The organism is Nocardioides sp. CPCC 206347, assembly GCF_048654605.1.
In the GTDB taxonomy this organism is placed as follows: Bacteria; Actinomycetota; Actinomycetes; order Propionibacteriales; family Nocardioidaceae; genus Nocardioides.
This window is the reverse complement of the sequence record NZ_JBMCYZ010000001.1, coordinates 58,489-82,849: the sequence shown is the minus strand read 5'-3', so window position 1 is coordinate 82,849 and position 24,361 is coordinate 58,489. Positions and strand designations below refer to the sequence as shown.

22 protein-coding genes are annotated in these 24,361 nt (G+C 68.4%); 18 read left to right on the top strand and 4 right to left on the bottom strand.

What is annotated here, in order from left to right:
- Positions 1-1,347, bottom strand: coding sequence for a 3-oxoacyl-ACP reductase (locus tag ACOACQ_RS00435; RefSeq protein ID WP_378600054.1), 1,347 nt, complete (start codon positions 1,345-1,347; stop codon positions 1-3).
- Positions 1,348-1,512: 165 nt separating this feature from the next.
- Between ACOACQ_RS00435 and ACOACQ_RS00430 the strand changes: the two genes are divergently transcribed.
- Both ACOACQ_RS00430 and ACOACQ_RS00425 read left to right on the top strand, forming a co-directional pair.
- Positions 1,513-2,793, top strand: coding sequence for an acetyl-CoA C-acetyltransferase (locus tag ACOACQ_RS00430; protein WP_420287374.1), 1,281 nt, complete (start codon positions 1,513-1,515; stop codon positions 2,791-2,793).
- Between the two features lie 77 nt (positions 2,794-2,870).
- Positions 2,871-4,511, top strand: coding sequence for an acyl-CoA synthetase (locus tag ACOACQ_RS00425; RefSeq protein ID WP_378600049.1), 1,641 nt, complete (start codon positions 2,871-2,873; stop codon positions 4,509-4,511).
- A 33-nt stretch (positions 4,512-4,544) separates the two neighbouring features.
- Here ACOACQ_RS00425 and ACOACQ_RS00420 read toward each other — a convergent pair whose 3' ends face one another.
- Complete coding sequence (locus ACOACQ_RS00420; RefSeq protein ID WP_378600046.1) at positions 4,545-5,246, bottom strand: TetR/AcrR family transcriptional regulator; 702 nt, start codon at positions 5,244-5,246, stop codon at positions 4,545-4,547.
- A gap of 136 nt (positions 5,247-5,382) precedes the next feature.
- Here ACOACQ_RS00420 and ACOACQ_RS00415 point away from each other — a divergent pair, with 136 nt between their 5' ends.
- Positions 5,383-6,495 carry a hypothetical protein gene (locus tag ACOACQ_RS00415; RefSeq protein WP_378600044.1) on the top strand — a complete coding sequence of 371 codons (1,113 nt, stop codon included), beginning with the start codon at positions 5,383-5,385 and terminating at the stop codon, positions 6,493-6,495.
- Between the two features lie 19 nt (positions 6,496-6,514).
- Here ACOACQ_RS00415 and ACOACQ_RS00410 read toward each other — a convergent pair whose 3' ends face one another.
- Together ACOACQ_RS00410 and ACOACQ_RS00405 are read right to left on the bottom strand one after the other, a co-directional pair.
- Positions 6,515-8,038: an ATP-dependent DNA ligase gene (locus ACOACQ_RS00410; protein ID WP_378600041.1), complete on the bottom strand. Its 1,524-nt coding sequence runs from the start codon at positions 8,036-8,038 to the stop codon at positions 6,515-6,517.
- Between the two features lie 12 nt (positions 8,039-8,050).
- A complete protein-coding gene (locus ACOACQ_RS00405; protein ID WP_378600039.1) occupies positions 8,051-8,659 on the bottom strand; it encodes a TetR/AcrR family transcriptional regulator in 609 nt (202 codons plus the stop codon).
- Positions 8,660-8,787: 128 nt separating this feature from the next.
- On the opposite strand from ACOACQ_RS00405, the gene ACOACQ_RS00400 reads away from it, so the two are divergent.
- The 15 genes from ACOACQ_RS00400 (at position 8,788) to uvrB (ending at position 24,348) form a co-directional block, all read left to right on the top strand.
- On the top strand, positions 8,788-9,738 hold the full coding sequence (locus ACOACQ_RS00400; RefSeq protein ID WP_420287373.1) for a DNA-3-methyladenine glycosylase family protein: 951 nt from the start codon (positions 8,788-8,790) through the stop codon (positions 9,736-9,738).
- Positions 9,739-9,820: 82 nt separating this feature from the next.
- A complete protein-coding gene (locus ACOACQ_RS00395) occupies positions 9,821-10,777 on the top strand; it encodes an alkyl sulfatase C-terminal domain-containing protein (RefSeq protein WP_378600034.1) in 957 nt (318 codons plus the stop codon).
- Entirely contained in the window at positions 10,777-11,601 is an 825-nt protein-coding gene (locus ACOACQ_RS00390; protein WP_378600032.1) for an MlaE family ABC transporter permease, read from the top strand. The genes ACOACQ_RS00395 and ACOACQ_RS00390 overlap by 1 nt, the downstream gene beginning before the upstream one ends.
- Positions 11,601-12,470, top strand: a complete 870-nt coding sequence (locus ACOACQ_RS00385) for an MlaE family ABC transporter permease (protein WP_378600029.1) — start codon at positions 11,601-11,603, stop codon at positions 12,468-12,470. The genes ACOACQ_RS00390 and ACOACQ_RS00385 overlap by 1 nt, the downstream gene beginning before the upstream one ends.
- Positions 12,471-12,479: 9 nt before the next feature.
- Positions 12,480-13,535: an MCE family protein gene (locus ACOACQ_RS00380; protein WP_378600027.1), complete on the top strand. Its 1,056-nt coding sequence runs from the start codon at positions 12,480-12,482 to the stop codon at positions 13,533-13,535.
- Positions 13,532-14,548, top strand: coding sequence for an MCE family protein (locus tag ACOACQ_RS00375; RefSeq protein ID WP_378600024.1), 1,017 nt, complete (start codon positions 13,532-13,534; stop codon positions 14,546-14,548). Before ACOACQ_RS00380 ends, ACOACQ_RS00375 begins: the two co-directional genes overlap by 4 nt.
- Positions 14,549-14,553: 5 nt before the next feature.
- Positions 14,554-15,525 carry an MCE family protein gene (locus ACOACQ_RS00370; RefSeq protein ID WP_420287372.1) on the top strand — a complete coding sequence of 324 codons (972 nt, stop codon included), beginning with the start codon at positions 14,554-14,556 and terminating at the stop codon, positions 15,523-15,525.
- Positions 15,522-16,559, top strand: coding sequence for an MCE family protein (locus tag ACOACQ_RS00365; protein WP_420287371.1), 1,038 nt, complete (start codon positions 15,522-15,524; stop codon positions 16,557-16,559). Before ACOACQ_RS00370 ends, ACOACQ_RS00365 begins: the two co-directional genes overlap by 4 nt.
- Before the next feature lie 14 nt (positions 16,560-16,573).
- Positions 16,574-17,797 carry an MCE family protein gene (locus tag ACOACQ_RS00360; RefSeq protein WP_378600016.1) on the top strand — a complete coding sequence of 408 codons (1,224 nt, stop codon included), beginning with the start codon at positions 16,574-16,576 and terminating at the stop codon, positions 17,795-17,797.
- A complete protein-coding gene (locus ACOACQ_RS00355) occupies positions 17,794-18,885 on the top strand; it encodes an MlaD family protein (protein WP_420287370.1) in 1,092 nt (363 codons plus the stop codon). The genes ACOACQ_RS00360 and ACOACQ_RS00355 overlap by 4 nt, the downstream gene beginning before the upstream one ends.
- Complete coding sequence (locus ACOACQ_RS00350; protein ID WP_378600011.1) at positions 18,882-19,433, top strand: hypothetical protein; 552 nt, start codon at positions 18,882-18,884, stop codon at positions 19,431-19,433. The genes ACOACQ_RS00355 and ACOACQ_RS00350 overlap by 4 nt, the downstream gene beginning before the upstream one ends.
- 81 nt (positions 19,434-19,514) lie before the next feature.
- Positions 19,515-20,735 carry a phospholipase D-like domain-containing protein gene (locus ACOACQ_RS00345; RefSeq protein WP_378600009.1) on the top strand — a complete coding sequence of 407 codons (1,221 nt, stop codon included), beginning with the start codon at positions 19,515-19,517 and terminating at the stop codon, positions 20,733-20,735.
- Between the two features lie 9 nt (positions 20,736-20,744).
- Complete coding sequence (locus ACOACQ_RS00340; RefSeq protein ID WP_420287369.1) at positions 20,745-21,641, top strand: SDR family oxidoreductase; 897 nt, start codon at positions 20,745-20,747, stop codon at positions 21,639-21,641.
- The gene (locus ACOACQ_RS00335; RefSeq protein WP_420287368.1) at positions 21,638-22,186 is read left to right on the top strand and encodes a carboxymuconolactone decarboxylase family protein; all 549 of its coding nucleotides are present in this window, start codon (positions 21,638-21,640) and stop codon (positions 22,184-22,186) included. The genes ACOACQ_RS00340 and ACOACQ_RS00335 overlap by 4 nt, the downstream gene beginning before the upstream one ends.
- Before the next feature lie 32 nt (positions 22,187-22,218).
- A complete protein-coding gene (uvrB, locus tag ACOACQ_RS00330; RefSeq protein ID WP_378597089.1) occupies positions 22,219-24,348 on the top strand; it encodes an excinuclease ABC subunit UvrB in 2,130 nt (709 codons plus the stop codon).
- Positions 24,349-24,361 lie beyond the last annotated feature (13 nt).

Here is a 24,361-nt window from a genome sequence, read left to right as displayed (position 1 = left end):
TCAGGCACCCAGCATCATCTGGCCGCAGACCCGGACCACGTTGCCGTTGACGGCGGACGAGGCGGGGTTGGCGTACCAGGCGATGGTCTCGGCGACGTCGACCGGCAGGCCACCCTGCGACATCGCGTTGAGGCGCTGGCCGACCTCGCGGGTCGCGAACGGCACGGCGGCGGTCATCGCGGTGATGATGAAGCCCGGAGCGACGGCGTTGATGGTGATGCCGTCCTTGAGCTCGTCGGCGAGGCTGTCGACGAAACCGATGACGCCGGCCTTGGAGGCGGCGTAGTTGGTCTGGCCCACGTTGCCGGCGATGCCGGCGATCGAGGCGACACCGATGATCGAGCCGCCCTTGTTGATGACCTTCTGGTCGAGCAGCTCGCGGGTGATCAGCTCGGGAGCGGTCAGGTTCACGCCGATGACCGAGGTCCACCGGTCGCCCTTGTCGTTGGGCGCCATGTTCGCGAGCTTGCGGTCGCGGGTGATGCCGGCGTTGTGGACGACGACGTCGACGCCGCCGTGCTTCTCCTTGAGGTGGTGCGCGATCCGCTGCGGCGCGTCCTTGGCGGTGATGTCGATGGTCAGCCAGTCGCCGTCCAGCTCGTTCATCAGGCTCTGCAGCTCGCTGGCTGCCTGCGGCACGTCGACACCGACGATGGTCGCGCCGTCACGGTGCAGCACGCGGGCGATGGACTCGCCGATGCCGCGGCTCGCGCCGGTGACGAGGGCGATCTTGCCGGCCAGCGGCTTGGTCCAGTCCTCGACGCTCGTGGTCGTGGCCTTGCCGTGGGCGCCGACCCGGACGACCTGGGCGGAGACGTAGGCGGACTTGGGGGAGAGGAAGAAGGCCAGGCTGCTGGTGATCGCGGCCTCCTCGCCGTCGGCCACGTAGACCAGCTGGACCGTGCCGCCGCGGCCGATCTCCTTGCCGAGGCTGCGGGTGAAGCCCTCCAGCGCACGCTGGGCGACGCGCTCGCTGCCCTTGGTCTGCTCGGGCGGCGTACCGATCACGATCACGCGGGCGCAGGACTCGAGGCTGCGCAGCAGCGGGGTGAAGAAGTCGCGGAGGGCGACCAGTTCGTCGGCGGTCTTGAGGCCGGTGGCGTCGAAGACGAGGCCCTTGAGCTTCTCGCCGTCGACGGGGGTGGTCGTCGACGCGATGCCGAGCAGGTCGAGCAGGCCGGGGAGCGACTCGGCGAGTCGGCCGGTGCCGCCCACGAGGACGGTGCCCTGGACGAGCGGGTCGCCGTCGGAGTAACGGTCGAGTGCGGTCGGGTTCGGAAGGCCGAGGTTCTTGACGAGGAGCTTGCCGATCGGGGAGGTCACGAAGCCCTGGTACTTGTCGCTCATGGTGCGGCCGCCTGCTTTCTGCAAGGGTGGAAGTGCGGGAAGGTTGGTCCACGGGCCGAGCCCGCTCGGACCATATGTAACTAGATGTGTAACTCTGAGTCCATATTTCGTGATCTGCCCCTCAAATCGTTCTCTTGAGGGGCTCAGCGCCTGAGGATGGAAAACATGGCAAACACAGTTCGTCGGGCCGCCGTCATTGGTGGTAACCGCATTCCCTTCGCCCGCTCCAATGGCGCCTACGCCACTGCCTCCAACCAGGAGATGCTGACCGCCGCGCTCGACGGCCTCGTCGCCCGGTTCGGACTGGAAGGCGAGCGTATCGGTGAAGTGGCCGGTGGCGCCGTGCTCAAGCACAGCCGCGACTTCAACCTGGTGCGCGAGTCGGTGCTCAGCACCCGCCTCGCCCCGGAGACGGCTGCCGTCGACCTCCAGCAGGCCTGCGGCACCGGCCTCCAGGCGATCAACTACATCGCCAACAAGATCAAGCTCGGCCAGATCGAGTCCGGCATCGGCGGCGGTGTGGACACCACGTCCGACGCCCCCATCGCGATCTCCGAGAAGCTCCGCAAGAAGCTGATCCAGCTGAACAACGCGCGCTCCACCAAGGACCGCCTCGCGATCCTGGCGACCATCCGTCCCGGCGACGTGGGCCTCGCGATCCCGTCGAACGGCGAGCCGCGCACCAAGCTCTCCATGGGCGACCACCAGGCGCTGACCGCCCTCGAGTGGCAGATCACCCGTGAGGACCAGGACCTCCTGGTCGTCACCTCGCACCACAACCTCGCCGCGTCGTACGACGAGGGCTGGCAGGACGACCTGATCTCGCCGTTCCGTGGGCTCGAGCGTGACAACAACCTGCGCGGCGACTCGTCGCTGGAGAAGCTCGCGACCCTCAAGCCGGTCTTCGGCAAGGGCGAGGCCGCGACCATGACGGCCGCCAACTCGACCCCGCTGACCGACGGTGCCTCCGCGGTGCTGCTCGGCTCGGACGAGTGGGCCAAGGAGCACGGCCTCGAGGTGCTCGCCTACTTCGTCGACTCCGAGGTCGCTGCTGTCGACTTCGTGAACGGCGCCGAGGGCCTGCTGATGGCTCCGGCCTACGCCGTCCCGCGGATGCTCGAGCGCAACGGCCTGACCCTGCAGGACTTCGACTTCTACGAGATCCACGAGGCGTTCGCCTCGCAGGTCCTGTCGACGCTCGCTGCCTGGGAGAGCCCGGTGTTCTGCAAGGAGCGCCTCGGCCTCGACGCGCCCCTGGGCTCGATCGACCGCAGCAAGCTCAACGTCAAGGGTTCGTCGCTGGCGGCGGGTCACCCGTTCTCGGCCACCGGCGGCCGGATCGTCGCCAACACCGCCAAGCTGCTCAAGGCCAACGGCGGCGGCCGCGCGCTGATCTCGGTCTGCGCCGCCGGCGGCCAGGGCGTCGTCGCGATCATGGAGCGCTGAGCGACTCACCCGCATCGCGACGGCCCGCTACGGATGATCCGTGGCGGGCCGTGGCGAGAACCGAAGGCGGGAGAAGGATGACGATCGACCTGCCGCTGAGGCTTGCCCGCACCGGACTGGACGAGGCCACGTACGTCTGGCTCGCCACCAAGGCGGGTCTGCTGACCCCGACGCTGCCGCACAAGGCGGCGAAGATCGCGGTGGGCTACCTGAAGTACGGGGGACTCGGCGCGCTGCCCGTGCTCGCCGCGATCCGGTACGGCGATCGCGCGGCCGTGATCGACGAGCGGGGCGCCCTCAGCTTCAAGGACCTCGACGCGCGGTCCAACGCGCTGGCCAATGCCTGGCGCGAGCGCGGCCTGGAGCCGGGCGAGGGCGTGGCGATCCTGGCCCGCAACCACCGTGGCTTCCTCGAGGCGACGTTCGCGGCCGCCAAGTGCGGCGCGAGGATCGTGCTCCTCAACACCGACTTCGCCGGCCCGCAGGTCCGCGAGGTCGCCGAGCGCGAGGGCACCGACCTGCTGGTGCACGACGACGAGTACGCCGGCCTCCTCGAGGGCGTCGAGCCGCGACGAGGGCGGTTCCGCTGCTGGGCCGACACCGACGGCCCCGACACCATCGACGCGCTGATCGCGGGCGCGTCGAGCAAGGCACCGCCTGCTCCTGGTGTGCAGTCGAAGGTCATCCTGCTGACCAGCGGCACCACCGGCACGCCGAAGGGCGCATCGCGCCCCGAGCCACGATCGTTGGCGCCTCTCGGTGCCATCCTGAGCAAGGTGCCCATCAAGGCCCGTGAGATCACGGAGATCCCGGCGCCGATGTTCCACACGTTGGGCTTCGCGCACGCAGTCATGGCGATCGCGTTCGGCTCGACCGTGGTGGTCCGGCGCAGGTTCGACCCGGTCGCCGTCCTCGACAGCCTCGAGACGAACGGCGCCACCATGATGGTCGCCGTACCGGTCATGCTGCAACGGATGCTCGACGCACCCGGCGGCTTCGACGTGCAGCGGGACTTCCCAAACCTGCGGATCATCTTCGTGGCCGGGTCGCAGCTGGGTGCTGAACTGGCCAGACGGGCCACCGACGGCTTCGGCCCGGTGGTCTACAACCTCTACGGATCCACGGAGGTCGCCTACGCGACGGTCGCCACGCCCGACGACCTGATGATCGAGCCGGGTTGTGTCGGCCGACCGGTCAAGGGCGCGATCGTGAAGATCCTCGACGAGTCGGGCAACGAGCTGTCCACCGGCGTCACCGGCCGGATCTTCGTGGGCAACGGCATGCAGTTCGAGGGGTACACCGGCGGTGGCGGCAAGCAGAGCGTCGACGGACTGATGGCCTCGGGCGACGTCGGACACTTCAACGCCGACGGCCTGCTCTTCATCGAAGGTCGCGACGACGACATGATCGTCTCCGGCGGTGAGAACGTGTTCCCCGGTGAGGTGGAGGAGCTGCTGGCCACGATGCCGCAGGTCGAGGAGGCGTCCGTGGTCGGCGTACCCGATGAGGAGTACGGGCACCGCCTGGCCGCGTTCGTCGTACTCCGTGGGGACACGACGCTGACCTCCGACGAGGTTCGTGACCACGTACGGGTGAACCTTGCCCGTTACAAGGTCCCGCGCGACGTGCACTTCCTCGACGAGCTCCCTCGCAACCCCACGGGGAAGGTCCTCAAGCGAGAGCTCCGGGACATCGCCGCAGGTGTCGTCGGCCCTTGAGGCGAGGGTAGGGGCACTCCTTCGTCGCGAAGGTCAGGCGGTGGCGCGGTTGGGCGACACGAGCGCCAACGCCGAGGTCACCATGTAGGAACGAACCTGGTCCGCAGTGACCCGGTTGACCGTCGGGATGCCGGGCGCGACCTCGCTGACCAGGACGCCGAGCCGGGCAAGGTGCAGGGCGCCCAGGCCGCTGGCGTACAGCGTGTTGGCCAGCAGGACCGGGTCCTCGGTCAGGCTGAAGGCCTTCGCGGCGGCCCCGTCGCGGAGCTCGTCGGCGAAGATGGTCAGGCAGGAGGTCATGCCCCGGCCGAGGCGCAGGAGTGCGCTCTCGGACAGGTCGTCGAACAGCTCGCCGGCGGGGCGCGTCATCAGCGACTGGGCACAGTCGACGAAGGCGGGATGCGTCACCCCGAAGTCCACGAACGCACCGACGATGGCGGCGAGGCGCCCGGTGTGGGTCGTCTCCGGCGCCGCCGCTGCGACCATCGCTTCCTTCAGCTCCTCGAGGTAGCCGACGAGGGTCAGCGAGAAGAGCTCTTCCTTGCCGGTGAAGTGGCGGTAGACGATCGCGCGGTTGATGCCCACCGCGCTGGCGATCTCCTCGATCTGTGCGTCGCGGACACCCTTGGAGTCGAACAGTTCGCGGGTGGCGGCGATGATCTGTGCTTCGCGCTCGCGTCGGCGCGCGGCGGCGGCCTTGCGTCGACCGTCGCTCGCGGGTGCCTGGCTTGCCATGGCCCGAGTGTACGGCGTGTGCAACTCAGTGTTGCAACAAGTGTGACCGGACCGCCTCGATCGTGTCGGCCTCGGCGGCCGAGCTGTCGTCGCGACAACGGACGACGCGACGGCTCTGACTCGGTACGCTCCGCAGATGGGCGTTGAACCGGACGGCAAGGTCGCCGCGCCCGGACGTGCCCCCGGCGCGGAGACCGTCCCGGAGGTACGGGAGACGGCTGGTCCCGACCTCGCGGTGGGCCTCGTCGGGCTCTCCAGGAGCGCTGCCGCCGGCGATCCGCACCCCTCGATGACGCCGAAGCAGCTGCTCGCGCTCCAGCGGACGGCCGGCAACAGGGCCGTCCAGCGGGTCATCGGGACACCGACGGTGCAGCGCGACAAGGACAAGAAGAAGCCCGACTCGATCCAGGTCACGGGCAAGGCCAACGAGCCGGCCTACTACCAGACGAAGTCGGCCGAGCTCGCGATCCGCAAGGGCGGCCACAACGTCGCTGCGTGGACCACGCCGACCTGGGAGTTCAACGGCGCCTACATGGCCAACGACATGTCCGTCCTCAAGCTCTCCTACGAGCTCGGGTTCGTGATCGACCTGCCCTCGGACTACGACGCCGCCAAGGTCGAGATGCTCAAGCAGCACGAGCTCGGACACGTGGAGATCGCCAAGCGCAAGGCCAAGGAGGCGTTCGAGGTCTCGCTGAAGGCCAGGATCGAGGCGTTGGAGGACGCGCGCGACCTCAACGTCATCAAGGCCATGATCAGCAAGGCGATGGACGAGGCCAAGGCGGCGGAGAAGGCGGCCTCGCAGGCCTTCGACGACGCCGAGTACAAGGTGATGTCCGACCGCTACCGGGGCATCAAGGCGCCGCTCGCCGAACTGACGAGGTCCTCGCCCGGGATCGCGTCAGCGGCCAGGGTCCTGAAGACCGTCCCCGGGGGCATGCACAGGGCTCGCGGCACGGCTGCGTCCGGCGTCACGGCCGGCATTGCGGCCAAGGTCGACGCGGCAGCCGGAGCGTTGAGCCCCGCCGAGCTGGCGCGCGTCCAGTTCAACCCGGAGTTCGGCGCACTGGTCAGCAGCGCGCAGGCAGCGGCCAGGGACTTCATCACGTCAGGAGAGCTGGCGAAGGGACTCGAAGGCATCGGCGACGGGCCGGCGTTCAACCAGGACGAGATCCCCGGCGCGCAGAAGGTCGTCGCCGCGTGCGGCAAGTTCTCCTACTCCTCGTCGGGCGCGTCCGCCGGCTTCTGACCCGGGCTGCGGCGTTCGCTCACCCGAGGAGGGCCTTGACGGCGTCGATCGTGTCGGCCTCGTCGGCTGACTTGTCGTCGCGGTAGCGCACGACCCGGGCGAAACGGAGCGCCAGCCCGCCGGGATAGCGCGTCGAGCGCTGGAGGCCGTCGAAGGCGATCTCGACCACCTGCTCCGGCCGGACCGTGACCACCCAGCCGTTGTCGTCGACCTCGAGCTCGCCGAACCGCTCGGTCTGCCAGCGCAGCATCTCGTCGGTCATTCCCTTGAAGGTCTTGCCCAGCATCACGAAGCCGCCGGGCTGCGAGGGATCCCGCGCACCCAGGTGGATGTTGGAGAGCCAGCCCTTGCGTCGTCCGGACCCGCGCTCGACCGCGAGCACGACGAGGTCGAGGGTGTGGACCGGCTTCACCTTGATCCATGCAGCGCCACGGCGCCCGGCGTCGTACGGCGCACCGGCGGCCTTGACGACGACGCCCTCGTGGCCGTCGGCCAGGGCCGCTGCGGCGAACGTCTGTGCTGCGTCCGGATCGGTGCCGACCCATCGTCGTACGCGATGTTGTTCGGGTACGAGACGTTCGAGGGCGTCCCAGCGCTCCGTCGCCGGCAGGTCGAGCAGATCGGTGCCGTCCAGGTGCAGCAGGTCGAAGAAGTACGGCGTCACGACGGTTCGGCCGTCGCTCTCGCCCTGCGTGGCCGTCCGTGACGCCGTCTCCTGGAACGGTCGTGGGCGGCCGTCGTTGGCCAGCGCGAGCGCCTCGCCGTCGAGGACGATCCGGTCGGCGGGAAGGGCACGGACGATGGCGACGACCTCGGGGAGCCGCGACGTGATGTCGTCGAGGCTCCGGGTCGCGACCAACACGTCGTCGCCGTCGCGGTGCACCTGGATCCGGATGCCGTCGAGCTTCGCGTCGACGCCGAAGACCTCGCCGGCCGGGGCCGTCCTCTCGATCGCCGCGGCGACGTCGGGCGCCGAGGAAGCGAGCATCGGGAGGACCGGTCGGCCGACGCTGAGTCCCACGGCCGCCAGCGCCTCGGGCCCGGCGAAGGCGGCGTCGACGACATACGTCGCCCCGCCGGCCAGCATGGCGGCGCGTCGTACGGCGGACAGGGGCACGCCCGAGGCCAGCGCGATCGCGTCGGTGACCACGGCCTCCAGCGCGCCCTGACGGACCTCGCCGACAGCGACCGCCCGGAGCCACTCCTGCTCCGGCGCGGTCGCGGCGCCGAACAATTGATCCACCAGGGCGGCCCGCGCGCCCTGCGATCCCGCACCACCGAGGCCGGCCATCGCGCTGAACGTGGCGTCGACCTGGCCCACCTCCAGCGACGCCGACTCGGCGGGGGAGGGCAGCGCCTGGAGGCTGCGCCAGCCGAGCCCCGTACGACGCTGCCGCAGGCGCCCGCTCAGGTAGTGCGCAACGAGCGAGCGTTCCTCCGGCGTCGCGTCCAGCAGCAGGTCAGCGAGGAATCGGGTCTTGTCCTTGCGCGACCGTGTTCCGGCCACCGCGGCCGAGACGTCGACGAGATCGCGCAGCAGCACAACGCCGTCCGATCAGTGCGTGGCCTCGAGGACCGCGGCGCTCACGGCGCCCTGGATGACCTGCTCGTAGACCTCGTCGAGGCTCACCGCGGAGGCGCTGGTGAGGGACAGGTCGCCGAAGTAGCCGGCGACCTCGAGCGAGACGAAGCCGTGGAGCGCAGCGAACAGCGCCATGCCGGTCTGGATCAGGCGATCCTCGGGCAGGCCGGCCGACCGCACCATCACGGCGAGCGCCTCGATCGCCTCGAGTGCCGCGGCGAAGAAGCCCTCGCGATCGATCGGGGGGCGGGTCAGTGCGGCGTAGCGCTGTGGATGGGTGCGGGCGAAGACACGCAGCTCGTGGCTGAGCGCGCGCAGCCCGTCGGCGCCGGCGTGCCCCATGGCCGCGGCGCGCACGTGTTCGCCGAGCATCCGCATGGCCCGCACCTGGACGAGGGCGCGCAGGTCCTCGAGGTTCGCCACGTGGTTGTAGAGCGAGGAGACACGTGCCTCGAGCTCGGCTGCGAGCGAGGTCATCGTCAGGGCGTCGTACCCGTCGCGATCGACGAGAGCCTCCGCTGCCCGGAGCACGGCCTCCTGGTCGAGCCGGCCGCGGCGGGTGCGGGTCGCGTCGATGGTCAACTGCCCTCCGGGAGCGTGAGGTGTGCGAAAGGGGTTCGTACGATTGTGAGAGAGCGTAGTCGTCACGGACCGGATCCGGCGACTGGCAACGCCTGTCAGGCGTGGGTCATTGGCCTTACAGTGCTGCGATGACCTCCCCGGACGGAGTCCGTGTGTGGCACCCGGGGCGACCGGTCCCCGTGGCCGCGTTGCTTCGCCAGCAACGCCGCGGCGCTGGTGATCCGACGCATCGGCTGGACGTCGACGGGTGGCACTGGCGAGCGAGCCGCACGCCTGCGGGGCCGGTCAGCCTGGCCATCTCCAGCCAGCGCGCCGACGGCGGTGTCGAGATCCGGGCGTGGGGCGAGGGCAGCACCTGGGCGCTGGCGCAGGCCCCGGCGCTGCTCGGCGATCTCGACGACTGGACCGGTTTCGTGCCGCAGCACCCGGTGCTCGAGGACGCCCGCCGCCGGCACCCCCATCTGCGACTGGGCCGGACCGGACGCGTGCTGGAAGCCGTCGTCCCCGCGATCATCGAGCAGAAGGTCACCGGCCAGGAGGCCTTCGCGAGTTTCCGGGCGCTGGTGCGCCGCCACGGAAGTCCCGCGCCGGGGGCCGGTGCCGGGCACCACCTGATGGTCCAGCCCGACGCGGCGACATTGCGATCCATCCCGTCGTGGGAGTGGCTGGCCCTCCACATCGACCCCGCCCGGTCCCGGGCAGTCGTCACGGCGGCCCGACACGCCGACGCCCTCGAACGGATCGGGGACCTGGTGGGCGAGCACGCGGGCAAGGAGGCGGAGCGGCGGCTTCGAAGCCTTCCGGGAATCGGTGTGTGGACCAGCGCCGAGGTCCGCCAACGTGCCCTCGGCGACCCGGACGCGGTGTCCTTCGGTGACTACCACGTGGCGAAGGACGTGGGTTGGGCCCTGACGGGGACAGCGTTCGACGACGCCGGGCTCGCCGCGTACCTCGCGCCCTGGCGCGGGCATCGCGGAAGGGTCCCCTTCCTGGTCGCCGCGGCCGGTTTGAGGCGGCCACGACACGGTCCGCGCATGGCGCCACGTGAACACCTCAGGACGCGTGACCAAATTGCGTGATATCTGTTACACCGAGCAACAGGCAGTCGCGATGCTCCGCGACGGGCGGGAATTCACCCGCGATCCAAGGCAAGGGGTTCACATGGGAGTCGTCAGGATGGGTGCCTACGCGCACGCTTCCGCACCCGACGTCACGCGACTCCTCGAAGAGGTCGACCCGGCCGCATTCATCGTCGCGGTGCGGTCAGCGTCCGACGCAGATCTCCTCGCTGTGACCCATGACGCAGAGCGGGGTCTGGCCGTTGTCGAAGGTGTGATGCAGCGCCTGGGCGAGTTCGCCGTCTCCGAGCAGCTCGCGGAGATGGACTGCCACCTGCTGTGGGAGACCACCGACGTTCCCGGCGCGCGCCATGTCCTCCGTGTGCACGACGGTACGACGCAGGTGGTGGCTGGATCCGCGCCCACCGACCTGGCCGTGCAGGGAACGGCGCTCCAGCTGCTGCGCCTGGTCGCTGGCCAGCTCGACGTCGCCGTCGCCTACCTGGGTGACACGCTCCGTCTCGAGGGCTCGAGCGAAGCCGCGCTCGCCCTCGCCGCTCTCTTCGCTGTCGACGGCTCTGCCCCACTGACGGGTCAGCCCGTCAACCCTCGTGACATCGACCCGGTGCAGGTTGCCCGGGCACTCTCCGGCGTCAACGCCGACCATCTTCGGTCGGTCATGGCGTCGGGCTTCCGGCCGGTCATCCTCGAAGAGATCTTCGACCGGATGCCGGCCTACGTGAACGGCCGAAAGGCAGCAGGCGTCCAGATCACGGTCGGCTTCAGGTTGACCGGGCGCCCCGACGGAGAGGTGGACCGTTACGTGCTCCGACTCAGAGACGGTCAAGCGACCGTTCTCGCAGGGGAGGCGGCCGATGCCGTCGGCCGGGACGATCGCGATGCGACCGTCACCTGCGAGGCACAGGACTTCCTGCGCCTGGCAACCGGTCACCTCAGCGCCGTGACGGGCGTGCTGCGAGGACAACTGAAGGTTCGAGGCGACAAGGTCGCCGCGCTGCGCCTGAACTCGGCGTTCGACATCCCGACGGCGGCAGCCTGATGGCCGCCGTCGTTGCAGGTGGCCGGTCGTTCCTCAGCAGCTTCACCGACCGGTTCAAGGACGGCATCGAGACCACGGGTGACCTGGTCAAGCTGTCGGTCGAGTCGCTGCAGTGGGGTTTCTCCGACATCGTGGCCCGCCGGTTCTCCTGGAGCGAGTTCCTGCTCCAGTGCTGGTTCATGACGCGGGTGTCGCTGTTGCCGACGATCCTGGTGTCGATCCCGTTCGGCGTGATCACGTCCGTGCAGATCGGCGCAGCGGCCAACCAGATCGGCGCGCAGTCCTTCATCGGCGCCGTCAACGGCATCGGCGTTCTCCGGCAGGGAGCGCCGCTGGTGACGTCGTTGATGATCGCGGGCGCCGTCGGTTCGGCCATCTGTGCCGACCTGGGTGCGCGCACGGTCCGCGAAGAGATCGATGCGCTCAAGGTGATGGGCATCTCGCCGATCCAGCGCCTGGTGGCTCCTCGCATCCTGGCCGGACTCCTCGTGTCGATCCTGCTGACGGTCATCGTCGCCATGACGGCGATGACGACGGCCTTCGCCATCGTCGTCGGGACCGGCCAGATCTCCTCGGGCACCTACCTCGACTCGTTCGTCGGGCTCGCCCAGCCGGCAGACCTCGTGCTGGCGGAGCTCAAGGCGTTCATCTTCGGGTTCGTGGCGGTCATCGTCGCGGCACACAAGGGGTTGCACGCGTTCGGCGGTCCGAAGGCTGTTGCTGACGCGGTCAACCAGGCCGTCGTGCTCAGCGTGATCCTGCTGGCCGTGATCAACGTGGGCCTGACCCAGGCCTACGTCATGCTCTTCCCCGGAGGTGCCTGATGTCCCAGGTCCAGCTCGGACGCACCCTGGGCTCGCGGTTCTCCGACGCCCTCGTCGGCCTGACCGACGGCTTGATGTCGACCCTCGCCCAGCTCGGCTCCTTCGTGACGTTCGCGGGCAAGGTCTTCGTCAACATCCCCTCGACGATCGCCATGTACCCCAAGGAGGTCCTGCGCCAGATCAAGGACATCGCCTGGGGCAGTGGCGCACTCCTGGTGGGTGGCGGCACGGTCGGCGTGATGATCCTGTTGTCGGTGGCGGCCGGAACGTCCATCGGTATCGAGGGCTTCAACGGTCTCGAGATCGTCGGCCTTGCACCGCTGACCGGCTTCATCTCCGCCAGCGTGAACACCCGTGAGCTGGCGCCCCTGATCGCGGCGCTTGCGCTGGGAGCGCAGGTCGGCTGTCGGTTCACGGCGCAGATCGGTTCGATGAAGATCCACGAGGAGATCGACGCGATCGAGGTGATGGCGGTGAGCGCGATGCGCTATGTCGTGACCACCCGCGTCATCGCATGCATGGTGGCGATCCTGCCGCTCTACCTGATCGGCCTGATCGGCAGCTACGCCGCGTCGCAGGCCTCGGTCGTCTTCCTGTTCGGTCAGTCGCCGGGCCAGTACGACCACTACTTCTCTTCCTTCGTGCAGGGCCGCGACATCGTCTTCTCGATCATCAAGATCCTGATCTTCGCGCTCACGGTGGCACTCATCCACTGCTGGTACGGGATGAGGGTGGGCGGCGGACCCCAGGCTGTCGGCGAGGCCACCGGCACCGCCATTCGCGCGTCCATCGTGTCCATCGTCGTTCTCGACATGATCCTGACCCTGGTGTTCTGGGGCGGGGACCCAGGCTTCCGGATCTCGGGGTGAGGTGAAGAAATGGCTCGCGAAGAAACTCGGCAGCAGCTCGCACGACGCGGACTGATCGCACTGGTCGCCCTGGCGGTCATCGGTGCGCTCATCACGCTGCGCAGCAACGGCACCTTCGGGTCCAAGCCGCACGTCACCGCAGAGGTCGCCAACGCCGGCGGGTCCTTGCGTGCAGGCTCCGACGTGAAGATGAACGGCGCCATCATCGGCAAGGTCTCGTCGATCGACCGGGCGAAGTCCGGCGGAGGGGTGACCATCGACATCGAGATGTCCGAGGACGACATCGACTCGGTGCCCGCCAACGCAGTGGCCCGGGTACTGCCCGCAACGGTCTTCGGCACCACGTTCGTGGACTTCGTGCTCCACGGAAAGGGTTCCGGCAAGCTGAAGGCCGGCTCGGTCGTCAAGGCCGACTCCAGCCAGGGGACGCTGGAGCTGCAGCAGGCCCTCGACGACATCGACCGACTGGTCAAGGCGCTGGGCCCGGCGGAGCTCGCCTCTGCGATCGGATCGGCAGCCGAGGCGCTCGACGGCCGAGGCGGCCAGATCGGTGAGCAGGTCCGGGTCCTCAACTCCTACCTCGACAGGCTCAACCCGCGGATGCCCCAGGTGCGTGCCGACCTGACGGCACTGGCGTCCACGACGAAGCTGCTCGACGAGATCGCTCCTGACCTGCTCGACGCGACGGACGACGTGCTGGTCACGCTGAACACCATCGTCACGCAGGAGGCGTCCCTGACGGCGCTGATCTCCGGCGGAACCAACCTGGCCCGGACGTCCAGCAACTTCCTCAGCAAGAACGAGAAGCAGCTCGTGCGATTCATCAACGGGTCGGCCGTACTGCTCGATGCGGTCTACGACAACCGCAGGGCCGGCATCAGTGATGCGATCGCCGTCAACATCGCCCTGGGCAAGGTCGTCCCGACGACTGTGAGAGAAGGATTCGTGAAGACCGACGGCACGATCAAGCTCGGTGTGCCGCGCTACTACCAGCAGCGGCCGACGTACCGCACTGGCAGCACGGACCAGGCCGGTATCGGCGGACTGCTGGGGTCGGGCCGATGACCGGGCTCCGGACGATTGCGATCAAGTTCGCGGCCTTCGCGACCCTCAGTGGCCTGCTGCTCGTGCTGCTGGTCAACACGATGACCAACGGAGTGTCAGGTGACACCCGGGAAGTCGTCGCCGAGTTCAGCGACGTCAGCGGTCTGCGGATCGGTGACGACGTGAAGGCGGCGGGTGTCCGCGTCGGTCAGGTCAAGAAGATCGAGGCCACCGACGAAGGTGCCGAGATCACCCTGGAGGTCGCCCGTGAACAGGCGGTCCTCGACAACACCAAGCTCGTGATGCGCTACCAGAACCTCCTCGGACAGCGCTACATCGGCATGGTGCAGGGCTCCAAGCGGGGCGCCGAGGTCGCCGACGGTGCCAAGGTGCCGGTGACGCAGACGGACCCGGGCTTCGACCTGACCGAGCTGCTCAACGGCTTCCGCCCCCTGTTCAAGGTGCTCCAGCCGGCCGACGTGAACACACTCGCGACGTCGCTCGTCAAGGTCCTGCAGGGGGAGGGCGGCACCATCGAGCAGCTCCTGAAGCAGACCGGCGAGCTCAGCAACTTCCTCGCCGACAAGGACGCCGTCATCGGTGAGGTCATGACGAACCTCCAGCCGGTGCTCGACAACCTGGCCGGCCAGGGCGACGAGCTCACCGCCACGGTTCGGGAACTGCGAGGCCTGATGACCGGCCTGGCCAAGGACCGGGAGTCGATCGGTGCCTCGATCGACGGGGTCAGCCGCCTGGTCGGAGCGACGAGCTCGCTCCTCAAGGAGGTCAAGGTTCCCCTGGTGAAGGCGACGGATCGCTTTGTGACAGTTGCCGACATGCTCGAGAAGTCGCGAGGAACCCTGGAGGACGCGGTGCCCGCATTCGGGACCATCTTCGAATCGCTCGGTCGGGCGACGTCGTACGAGAACGCGTTGAACGTCTACGTGTGCTCGTTGTCGATCGCACTGACCGAGGGCGCCGGCGGGATCAACCCGGTCGGCAACAACGGACCATGGTCGGCGGTGTGTCGATGAAGCCCATGAACGAGCGCGACCCGATGCGGGTCGGCCTCATCACGATCGCGATCCTCGGACTCATCGGTGCCGCCGTCGTCGTGCTCAGCGTGACGTCGTTCGGCACGAAGAAGTACACCGCCGTCATCGAGCACACGGCGGGCCTTCGTACCGGCGAGGACGTGCAGGTGCACGGCGTCAACTCCGGGAAGGTGACCGGTGTGGAGCTCGAGGACGACCACGTGGTGGTCAGCTTCGTGCTGGACAGCGACATCGAGCTCGGCAACCAGACCACCGCGACGGTGAAGGTGGCCACCCTGCTGGGCAGCCACTACCTCGAGGTGGATCCCAACGGAACGGGCTCGCTCGCCAATGCCCAGATCCCGATGGATCGCACTTCGGTGCCCTACAACCTCCAGGACGTCATCGAGGAGGGCACGAAGGCGCTCGACAAGCTCGACCCCGACATCCTCGCCAAGGCCCTGACCGCCATGGCGGGAACGCTGGGTGCGAGCGAGGACGAGATCGGACCCGCGCTCGAGGGCGTTGCCCGGTTGTCCGAGGTCATCTCCAAGCGCTCCGACCAGGTGGGTGACCTGCTGGCCTCGACGCGCAGCGTGACCGACCAGCTCTCCGCGAGCAGCGAGGACATCGTCGGCCTGATGAAGCAGGCCAACCTCGTGGTCGGCGAGATCACCAGCCGCAAGGAGGCCATCCACACGCTCCTCGTGGAGACCACCGACCTCTCGAAGGCGCTCACCGCGATCGTCACGTCGACCAACGGCAAGTTGAAGCCGGCGCTGGCCGACCTGAACGCGGTGCTGGACACCCTCAACAGGCAGGACAAGCAGTTGACCAACCTGCTCGAGGTGATGGGCCCCTCGGTCCGGTACCTCGCCAACGCGACCGGCAGCGGCCCGTTCGTGCCGCTGTACCTCAAGCCGCCCGCTGTCCCGGCGGACGACACGACCTGCAAGCTGCGGGGTGATTGCCAGTGACCAGGTCGAGGAATCTGCTGCGCGGCCTGGGGGCCCTGGTCGTGACCGGTGCCGTCCTGGCCACCTCCGCGTGTGGCGTCGTCGGCGGCTCGGACACGATGACGGTGAAGGCCTACCTGGCCGACTCCGCCGGTCTCTTCGTCGGCAACGACGTGGGTGTCCTGGGCGTCAACGTCGGCTCGATCACCTCGATCGAGCCAGCCGGTGACAAGGTGCTGGTCACGATGGAGATCGACGGGGACCAGCCGGTCCCGGCGGACGCCGGTGCGGTCGTCGTGGCCCGCTCCGTGGCGACGGACCGCTACATCGAGCTCACGCCGGTGTACCGCGAGGGCGCCAAGATGGCCGACGGTGCGACGATCGATGTCGATCGCACCCGGACGCCTGTCGACTTCGACCAGGTCCTCGACTCGCTCAACGAGTTCGCGACCGGTATCGGCGGCAACGTCGAGACGACGAAGGCTGTCCAGCGGTTCATCGATGCAGGAACCAGCGCCCTCCAGGGCCGGGGACCGCTGCTGAACCAGACCATCCACTCCCTGGCCGACGGCGTCAGCGGCATCTCCTCCCAGCGCGAGGACATCGCCGCGACGATGAAGTCCCTGGACGTGCTGCTCAGCAGCATCGCGACCAACGAGTCGACGGCCAGGACCTTCATCCAGCAGGTCTCCAGGGCGTCGAAGATCCTGGCCGACGAGCGGGAGAACTTCCGTTCGGCCCTTCGCTCGCTCGACGAGGCGGTCACCACCGTGGCCAAGTTCGCCGTCGACAACCGCCAGGAGATCGTCGACACCCTCGATGGTTCGACCGAGCTGATGAACACCGTGCTCTCGAAGCAGGGCAGGCTCGAGGAGATCCTCCGCGTGATGCCGCTCGCCCTGCAGAACATCGCCCTGATCAAGGGCGATCGCCTGCCGGTCCGGATCGATCCGTTGATCCTGGTGCCCCTCGGCAACGTGTTGCAGGACATCTGCGACGGGCTGTTGCAGGGCACGCTCTGCGATGCACTCCTCGGGACAGGACTGGGCCAGTGAAAGGGAAGATGACGATGCGCTCGACCTCTGCCCGGGCCGTTGCGGCCGCAGCGCTGGCGCTCACCGTCGGCTCGCTGTCCGCCTGCGGTACGACGATGCGCGACCTCCCGATCCCGGGCACAGGAGTGTCCGGGGACACCATCGAGGTCAAGGCACAGTTCTCCGAGGCGCTGAACCTCGCTGTCGGGGCTCCGGTCAAGGTCAACGGCGTCGACATGGGCAAGGTCAAGTCGGTGACGGTGGACGACTTCGTCGCCGAGGCCACGATGACGCTGAAGACGGACGCCGAGCTCCGGGAGGGCGCGCACGCACGTCTGCGCTACACCACCCCGCTGGGTGAGCTCTTCGTGGACGTCACCAACCCGGCCACGGGTGCAGAGCTCGGCGACGACGCGACGCTGGCGCTGAAGGACACCGAGACCGCTCCGACGGTCGAGGACGCGCTGGCGCAGGCCTCCCTGCTGATCAACGGTGGTGGCCTGGAACAGCTGCAGACCGTCACCGAGGAGCTCAACACCGCGCTCGTCGGCAACGAGGGCGACTACCGCGCGCTGCTGGACCGCGCTTCGGTGTTCCTGACCCAGGCAAACGCGACGACCCAGAGCATCGACCAGGTGCTGAACTCGCTCAACGGGCTCTCGACGACGCTCGCTGCACGACAGGGCACGATCAACCGGGCGGTCAAGGAGATCACGCCGGCTGCGAAGGTCCTGCGAGAGAAGACACCTGACTTCACGCGGCTGCTGGCAGAGATCAAGAAGTTCACCGGTGCCGCCAACAGGACGGTGAACGCCACCCGGTCCCAGCTGCTCAGCATGCTGACGGAGCTCGAGCCTGTCCTGGCGGAGTTCGCCAAGAACAACGGGACCTTCGAGTCCTCGCTCAAGCTGCTGATCGCCGGCGCCCGGGCCGTCGACGAGGTTGCGGCGACCGACTACCTGAACATCAGTCTCGAGCTCCACCTCAACGGCATCGATGCCACGGGGGCGGTACAGGGCACCATCGCTGGTCTGCTCGGCCTGCTCGGGCTCAATCCGAACACGCCCGGTCTGGGCGACCTGCTGGACCTCGGTGGCCTGTTGAACCTCGGCGGTCTGGCTCCGGCCAACAAGTCGACGAAGTCGGGCTCCACGACCAAGTCCGGGACGTCCGGCAGCACGACCGGCTCGGGCAGCAAGCCCGATCCATTGGGACTCAACGGCCTCCTGCTGGGCCTGCTCGGAGGCGGATCGCGATGATGAAGATCCTGAGTGACCGTCTGTACCTGAGCCTCATCGGCATCGGGCTGGTCCTGGTGTTCGCCACTGCCTACATCTTCGCCGAGGTCCTGGACCAGCCGCTGACCAAGCGGCCCGTCACGGTCAATGTCGAGCTGGCACAGACCGGCGGTCTCTTCGAGGGGTCGGCGGTGACCTATCGCGGTGTGAAGATCGGAAAGGTCGAGAAGATCGTCCCGTCCAAGGGCGGCATCCTGGCCGAGATCGCGATCACCACGGAGACCGACATCCCCAAGGACTCACTGGTTCGGGTGCGTAGCCTCTCGCCGGTCGGTGAGCAGTACGTCGACTTCCAGCCGAAGAGCACCAAGGGGCCGTTCCTCGCGTCGGGCGACGTGATCCCCGCGGAGTCGACGGACATCCCCAAGAGCCTGAGCTCGACGGTCATCGCCGTCAACAACGTGCTGCGCCAGATCGACGACAAGAAGCTGCGCATCGTCCTCGGTGAGCTCAGCACCGGCCTCAAGGGCACCGGCACCGACCTGGGACAGATCCTCGACCAGGGCACCGCGATCCTCGCGACCCTCAATGAGGTGTGGCCCGAGACGGACCGCCTGATCACCAACGCCGGCACCGTCCTGCCCATCGTGACGGACAACGCGGACTCGTTGCGGGTCCTTGCCCAGTCATCGAAGCAGTTCGCCCAGTTCCTCCGCGAGTACGACCCCGAGCTGCGCGACATCCTCAAGCGCACTCCGGCGCAGCTCAAGGAACTGGTCCGGCTGGTCAACGACGCCGACACGGTGTTGCCGGGCTTCTTGGCGACGGGCGTTAGTTTCACTGACGTGTTCCGATCCTACGAACCCCACCTGCGGGCCCTCCTGCAGTCCTACGAGCCCGGCCTGCGGTCGCTGCTCGCCAAGGTCCAGGGTGGCGAGCTGCGCATCCAGATCATTGGCGACAAGAGCCCGCGCTGCAAGAAGTACGGCACCACGCGCCTCGACCCGGTGAACCCGGAGCGTCGGCCGCTCCAGAAGGACGCTCGTTGTGAAGCATCCTTCGCCACGCTGCAGCGGGGCGCCAACCATGCCCCCGGGCCCGTTCGGTGAGGGTCGGGAAGAGCCTGCACCGGGCCGCCGGCCCACTCGTCGCGCTGGTGCTCGCGGGCGCCGTGCTCTCCGGGTGCGGAGCCGACGACCAGCAGGCGAAGGACCTCAAGGAGGCCCGCGCGAAGGTGCAGGAATTGACGGCGGAGGACACCGCCGCTGATGAAGCCCTGGCTGCCGCCAAGACGCTGCTCGCCGAGATCACGACGTACTCCTGGAAGGAGGGTGACCACGAGTTCGCGTGGCTCGACAAGATCGCGGGCACCGAGCTGAAGGACAAGCTCGCTCCCAACGTCCCGCTCCTCCAGGAACAGATCGTCAAGGGCAAGGTCACCGCCAAGGGCCAGGTCGTCGACTCGGCAGCGCGCGTGGTCGACGAGACCCAGGTCGAGGTCCTGGCGTTCGTCGACCAGGCCATCACCGACGAGACCAACAAGGACATCAAGATCGAGGAGCAGCGGGTCAGCATGACCATGAAGCTGGTCGACGACGAGTGGCTGGTCGAGCGTCTCGAGCTTCTCAGCGGCACCAACAACGAACCCGTGCAGTAGTGCGTCGGCCCTTCGACCCGATGCTCTAGATTGACGCGCGTGGCGCATGGTGACAGGGACAGGCTCGCCGGGCTGAGAACGGTGTTGCGGCGGGTTCTGCTCACCGTGATCGGTGTCCCGTTCGTGGTGGCGTTCGCGATGTCCGTGGTCGACTCGTACCGCCGCCGCGGGAAGCGCCCCAAGCCGTTCCCGACGAGGGAGCCGCACACGGTCACCGTGGGCGACGGCCAGGTGACGACGTACACCTTCGGTCGCGACCTGTACGACGACATGCTGGCGGCGATCGAGGGCGCTGAGCAGCAGATCCTCTTCGAGACCTACATCTGGAAGGGCGACGCGACGGGGGAGCGGTTCAAGCGGGCCCTCATCGCCGCTGCCGACCGTGGCGTCGACGTCTACTGCATCTACGACGCATTCGCGAACCTCGTGGTCTCGCCTGCGTTCAAGCGGTTCCCGGCCAACGTGAAGGTGCTGAAGTACCCCGTCTACGCCGCGGGGTGGCGCTTCTTCGACCTCCGGCGCTACGGCCGCGACCACCGCAAGATCCTGGTCGTCGACGACAACGTCGGCTTCATCGGTGGCTACAACATCGGATCCAGCTACGAGACCGAGTGGCGCGACACCCACGTCCGGATCACCGGTCCGGCGGTGTGGGACCTCAAGCGGGCGTTCGCCGACTTCTGGAACCTCAACCGCCGGCGCCGCATTCGCGCCTCCGAGCGGCCGCTGCTGCTCGAGACCGCCTCGACCTGGGAGCCGCGGGTCCGGGTGCAGCGCAACGTGCCGCGCCTGTGGATGTTCCCGATCCGCTCGATGTACATCGAGGCGATCAACCGGGCCAGCCACAACGTGTGGATGACCCAGGCGTACTTCCTCCCCGACGAGGACTTCATCGATGCGGTCAAGGCAGCGGCACGCCGCGGCGTCGACGTACGCCTGCTCCTGCCGCTCAAGTCGAACCACATCGTTGCCGACTGGATCTCCCGCGGGTACTTCAGCCAGTTGCTCGACTCCGGTGTGCGGATCCTGCGCTACCGCGACGCGATGGTGCACGCCAAGACCGCCACGGTCGACGGCAACTGGGCGACGGTCGGCACGGCCAACATCGACCGGCTCAGCCTGCAGGGCAACTTCGAGATCAACGTCGAGATCATCGACGAGGGCTTCGCCCGTGACCTCGAGGCGATCTTCGAGGTCGACCAGTCCCACTGCCTCGAGCTCACCAGTGGTGAGTGGGAGGCGCGCGACGTGCACCGCAAGTTCACCGAGATGCTGCTCACCCCCCTTCGCCCGCTCCTCTGAGGAGGCCCCATGTGGTTCCGAGCCCCGGTGCGTGACCTCGCCGGCAAGCAGGTCTTCGTCACCGGTGCCGCGAGCGGCATCGGCCGCGCGGTGGCCGAGTACGCCGCCGAACGTGGCGCCGTACTGCACCTGACCGACCTCCAGGCCGAGCCCTTGGCGGCGGTGGCCGACGACATCAGGGCCCGGGGCGGCCAGGTCGCGACCGCGGAGCCTGCGGACGTCTCCGACCACGCCCAGGTACGACGCCTGGCCGCCCACATCACGCAACAGTCGGGTCCGATGGACGTGGTCCTCAATGTCGCCGGCATCGCGATCTGGGGCACCGTGCGCAGCCTCGAGCCCGAGCACTGGCAACGACTCGTCGACGTGAACCTGATGGGCCCGATCCACGTCATCGAGGAGTTCCTGCCGCCGATGATCGACGCCCGGCGCGGTGGGCAGCTGGTCAACGTGTCGTCCGCGGCGGGCATCATCGCGATGCCCTGGCACGCGGCCTACAGCGCCACCAAGTTCGGCCTTCGAGGAGTGTCGGAGGTCCTGCGCTACGACCTGCGCAAGCACCGCATCGGCGTGAGCCTGGTGTGCCCGGGCGGGGTCGACACCGGCCTCGTGGCGACCATCCGGATCGCCGGGATCGACCAGCAGAACAAGGCGTTCGTCCGCGCCCGTGGGCACTTCCAGAAGCGGGCGGTGACTCCCGAGAAGGCCGCCGAGGCGATCTGGCGAGGCGCGTTGCGCAACCGCTACTGGGTCTACACGTCGGCCGACATCCGGTTGGTGCACTGGCTGCAGCGGTACTTCCCGCCTGGCTACGCCGTCGCCATGCGGATCTTCAACTACGGCGCGAACCGGGTGCTCCCGTCCGTGGAGAAGGCGCGTCGTCCCGACCCGGTGGAGCCGGCATGACCGCCGGTTCCGGCGCGCGCATCGCGCCCGGCGGGTGGCGCGACGTCGGGCCGTTCGTCGCCGGTTTCGCGCGGGTCGCCGGTCGGATGCAGGGCACCGAGCCGCCCGCTGTCTTCCTGACCCTCGGTCGCCACCGCCGGCTGTTCTGGGGCTGGCTGCACTTCGCCGGGCGCCTGATGCCGGGAGGCCGCCTCGCGCGCCGTGAGTCGGAGCTGGTGATCCTTCGGGTCGCGAGCCGCCGCGGGTCGACCTACGAGCTGGAGCAGCACCGCAGGCTCGGCCGGCGTGCCGGACTGACCCGCGACGAGATCGCGGCGATCGAGGGGGACGACGAACCCAGCGGGTTCTCCGCACGCGAGCGGCTGCTGCTGCGGGCCACGGACGAGCTGGTGGCGGACCAGGACCTGTCGGACGCGCTGTGGGCGGAGCTCGGCGAGGAGTTCGACGAGCGCGAGAAGATCGAGATCGTGATGCTGGCGGGCCACTACGCGATGCTGGCGACCGCCCTGCACGCCCTGCGGGTGCAGCCGGACAAGCCGCGCTGACCGTTGTCGGTGGCCGCCCGTACGCTGAATCCATGCGTCCGGTCACCGATCTCGAGCGTCGAGTCGCCCCTTTCCACGTCGAGTCGGACTACGTCCCGTCCGGTGACCAGCCGGCCGCCATCGCCGAGATCACCCAGCGGCTCAACGCCGGCGCCAAGGACGTCGTCCTCCTGGGTGCCACCGGCACGGGGAAGACCGCCACGGTGGCCTGGGTCGCCGAGCAGGTGCAGCGCCCCCTGCTGGTGCTGCAGCCCAACAAGACCCTGGCCGCCCAGTTCGCCAACGAGCTGCGCCAGCTGTTCCCGAACAACGCGATCGAGTACTTCGTCTCGTACTACGACTACTACCAACCCGAGGCGTACGTCCCGCAGACCGACACCTACATCGAGAAGGACTCCTCGATCAACGAGGAGGTCGAGCGGCTGCGCCACTCGGCGACCAACAGCCTGCTGACCCGCCGCGACGTGATCGTGGTGTCGACGGTGTCGTGCATCTACGGCCTCGGCACCCCGCAGGAGTACGTCGACCGGATGCTCCGGCTGCGCGTGGGGGAGGAACACGACCGTGACTCGGTGCTGCGACGTCTCGTCGAGATCCAGTACACCCGCAACGACATGGCCTTCACCCGCGGCACCTTCCGGGTCCGGGGCGACACGCTGGAGATCTTCCCCGTCTACGAAGAGCTCGCCGTCCGCATCGAGTTCTTCGGCGACGAGATCGAGCGGTTGATGACGCTGCACCCGGTCACCGGCGAGGTGCTCACAGAGGACACCGAGCTCCACGTCTTCCCGGCCAGCCACTACATCGCCGGCCCGGAGCGCATGGAGAAGGCGATCAACGGCATCGAGCTCGAGCTCGCCGACCAGCTGGCGACCTTCGAGCGGCAGGGCAAGATGCTCGAGGCGCAGCGCCTGCGGATGCGCACGACGTACGACGTCGAGATGATGCGGCAAGTCGGTTCCTGCTCCGGCATCGAGAACTACTCGATGCACATGGACGGCCGCGCGCGGGGAACGGCGCCCAACACGCTCCTCGACTACTTCCCCGAGGACTTCCTGATGGTGGTCGACGAGTCGCACGTGGCGATCCCGCAGATCGGCGGCATGTACGAGGGCGACATGTCCCGCAAGCGCAACCTGGTCGATCACGGCTTCCGGCTGCCGAGCGCGATGGACAACCGGCCGCTGCGCTGGGAGGAGTTCCTCGAGCGGATCGGCCAGACCATCTACCTGTCAGCGACCCCGGGAGACTACGAGCTCGACAAGGTCCAGGGCGACGTCGTCGAGCAGATCATCCGCCCGACGGGCCTCGTCGACCCCCAGGTGGTCGTGAAGCCGACCAAGGGCCAGATCGACGACCTGATCCACGAGATCCGGGTGCGCACCGAGAAGGAGGAGCGGATCCTGGTCACCACCCTGACCAAGAAGATGTCCGAGGACCTCACCGACTACCTCCTCGACGCGGGCATCCGCACCCGCTACCTGCACTCCGAGGTCGACACGCTCAAGCGGATCGAGCTGCTGCGCGACCTCCGTCTCGGCCTGTACGACGTCCTGGTCGGCATCAACCTGCTCCGCGAGGGCCTCGACCTGCCGGAGGTTTCCCTCGTCGCGATCCTGGACGCCGACAAGGAGGGCTTCCTGCGCTCCGACAAGTCCTTGATCCAGACCATCGGCCGGGCCGCCCGCAACGTGTCGGGCGAGGTCCACATGTACGCCGACCGGATCACCCGGTCGATGGAGTCGGCCATCGAGGAGACCAACCGCCGCCGCGAGAAGCAGGTGGCCTACAACCTGGCGCACGGCGTCGATCCCCAGCCGCTCCGGAAGAAGATCGCCGACATCACCGAGATGCTGGCGCGCGAGGACGAGACGACCCAGGAGCTGCTCCAGACGTGGGCCGACGCGGGGGTGAAGGGTCGCGCCGGGGGAGTGCGTCCCAAGAAGTCGCCGACCCCGCAACTGCGGAGCACCGACATCGGCGGCCATGCGGCAGCGTTGGCGGGCCTGCCGAGCGCCGACCTCGCCCAGCTGATCCAGGACCTCACCGACCAGATGAAGGGCGCTGCAGCGGAGCTCCAGTTCGAGCTCGCGGCGCGGTTGCGCGACGAGATCAGCGACCTGAAGCGCGAGCTCCGTCAGATGATGGAAGCCACGAAGTAGCCCTGCTCCGGGT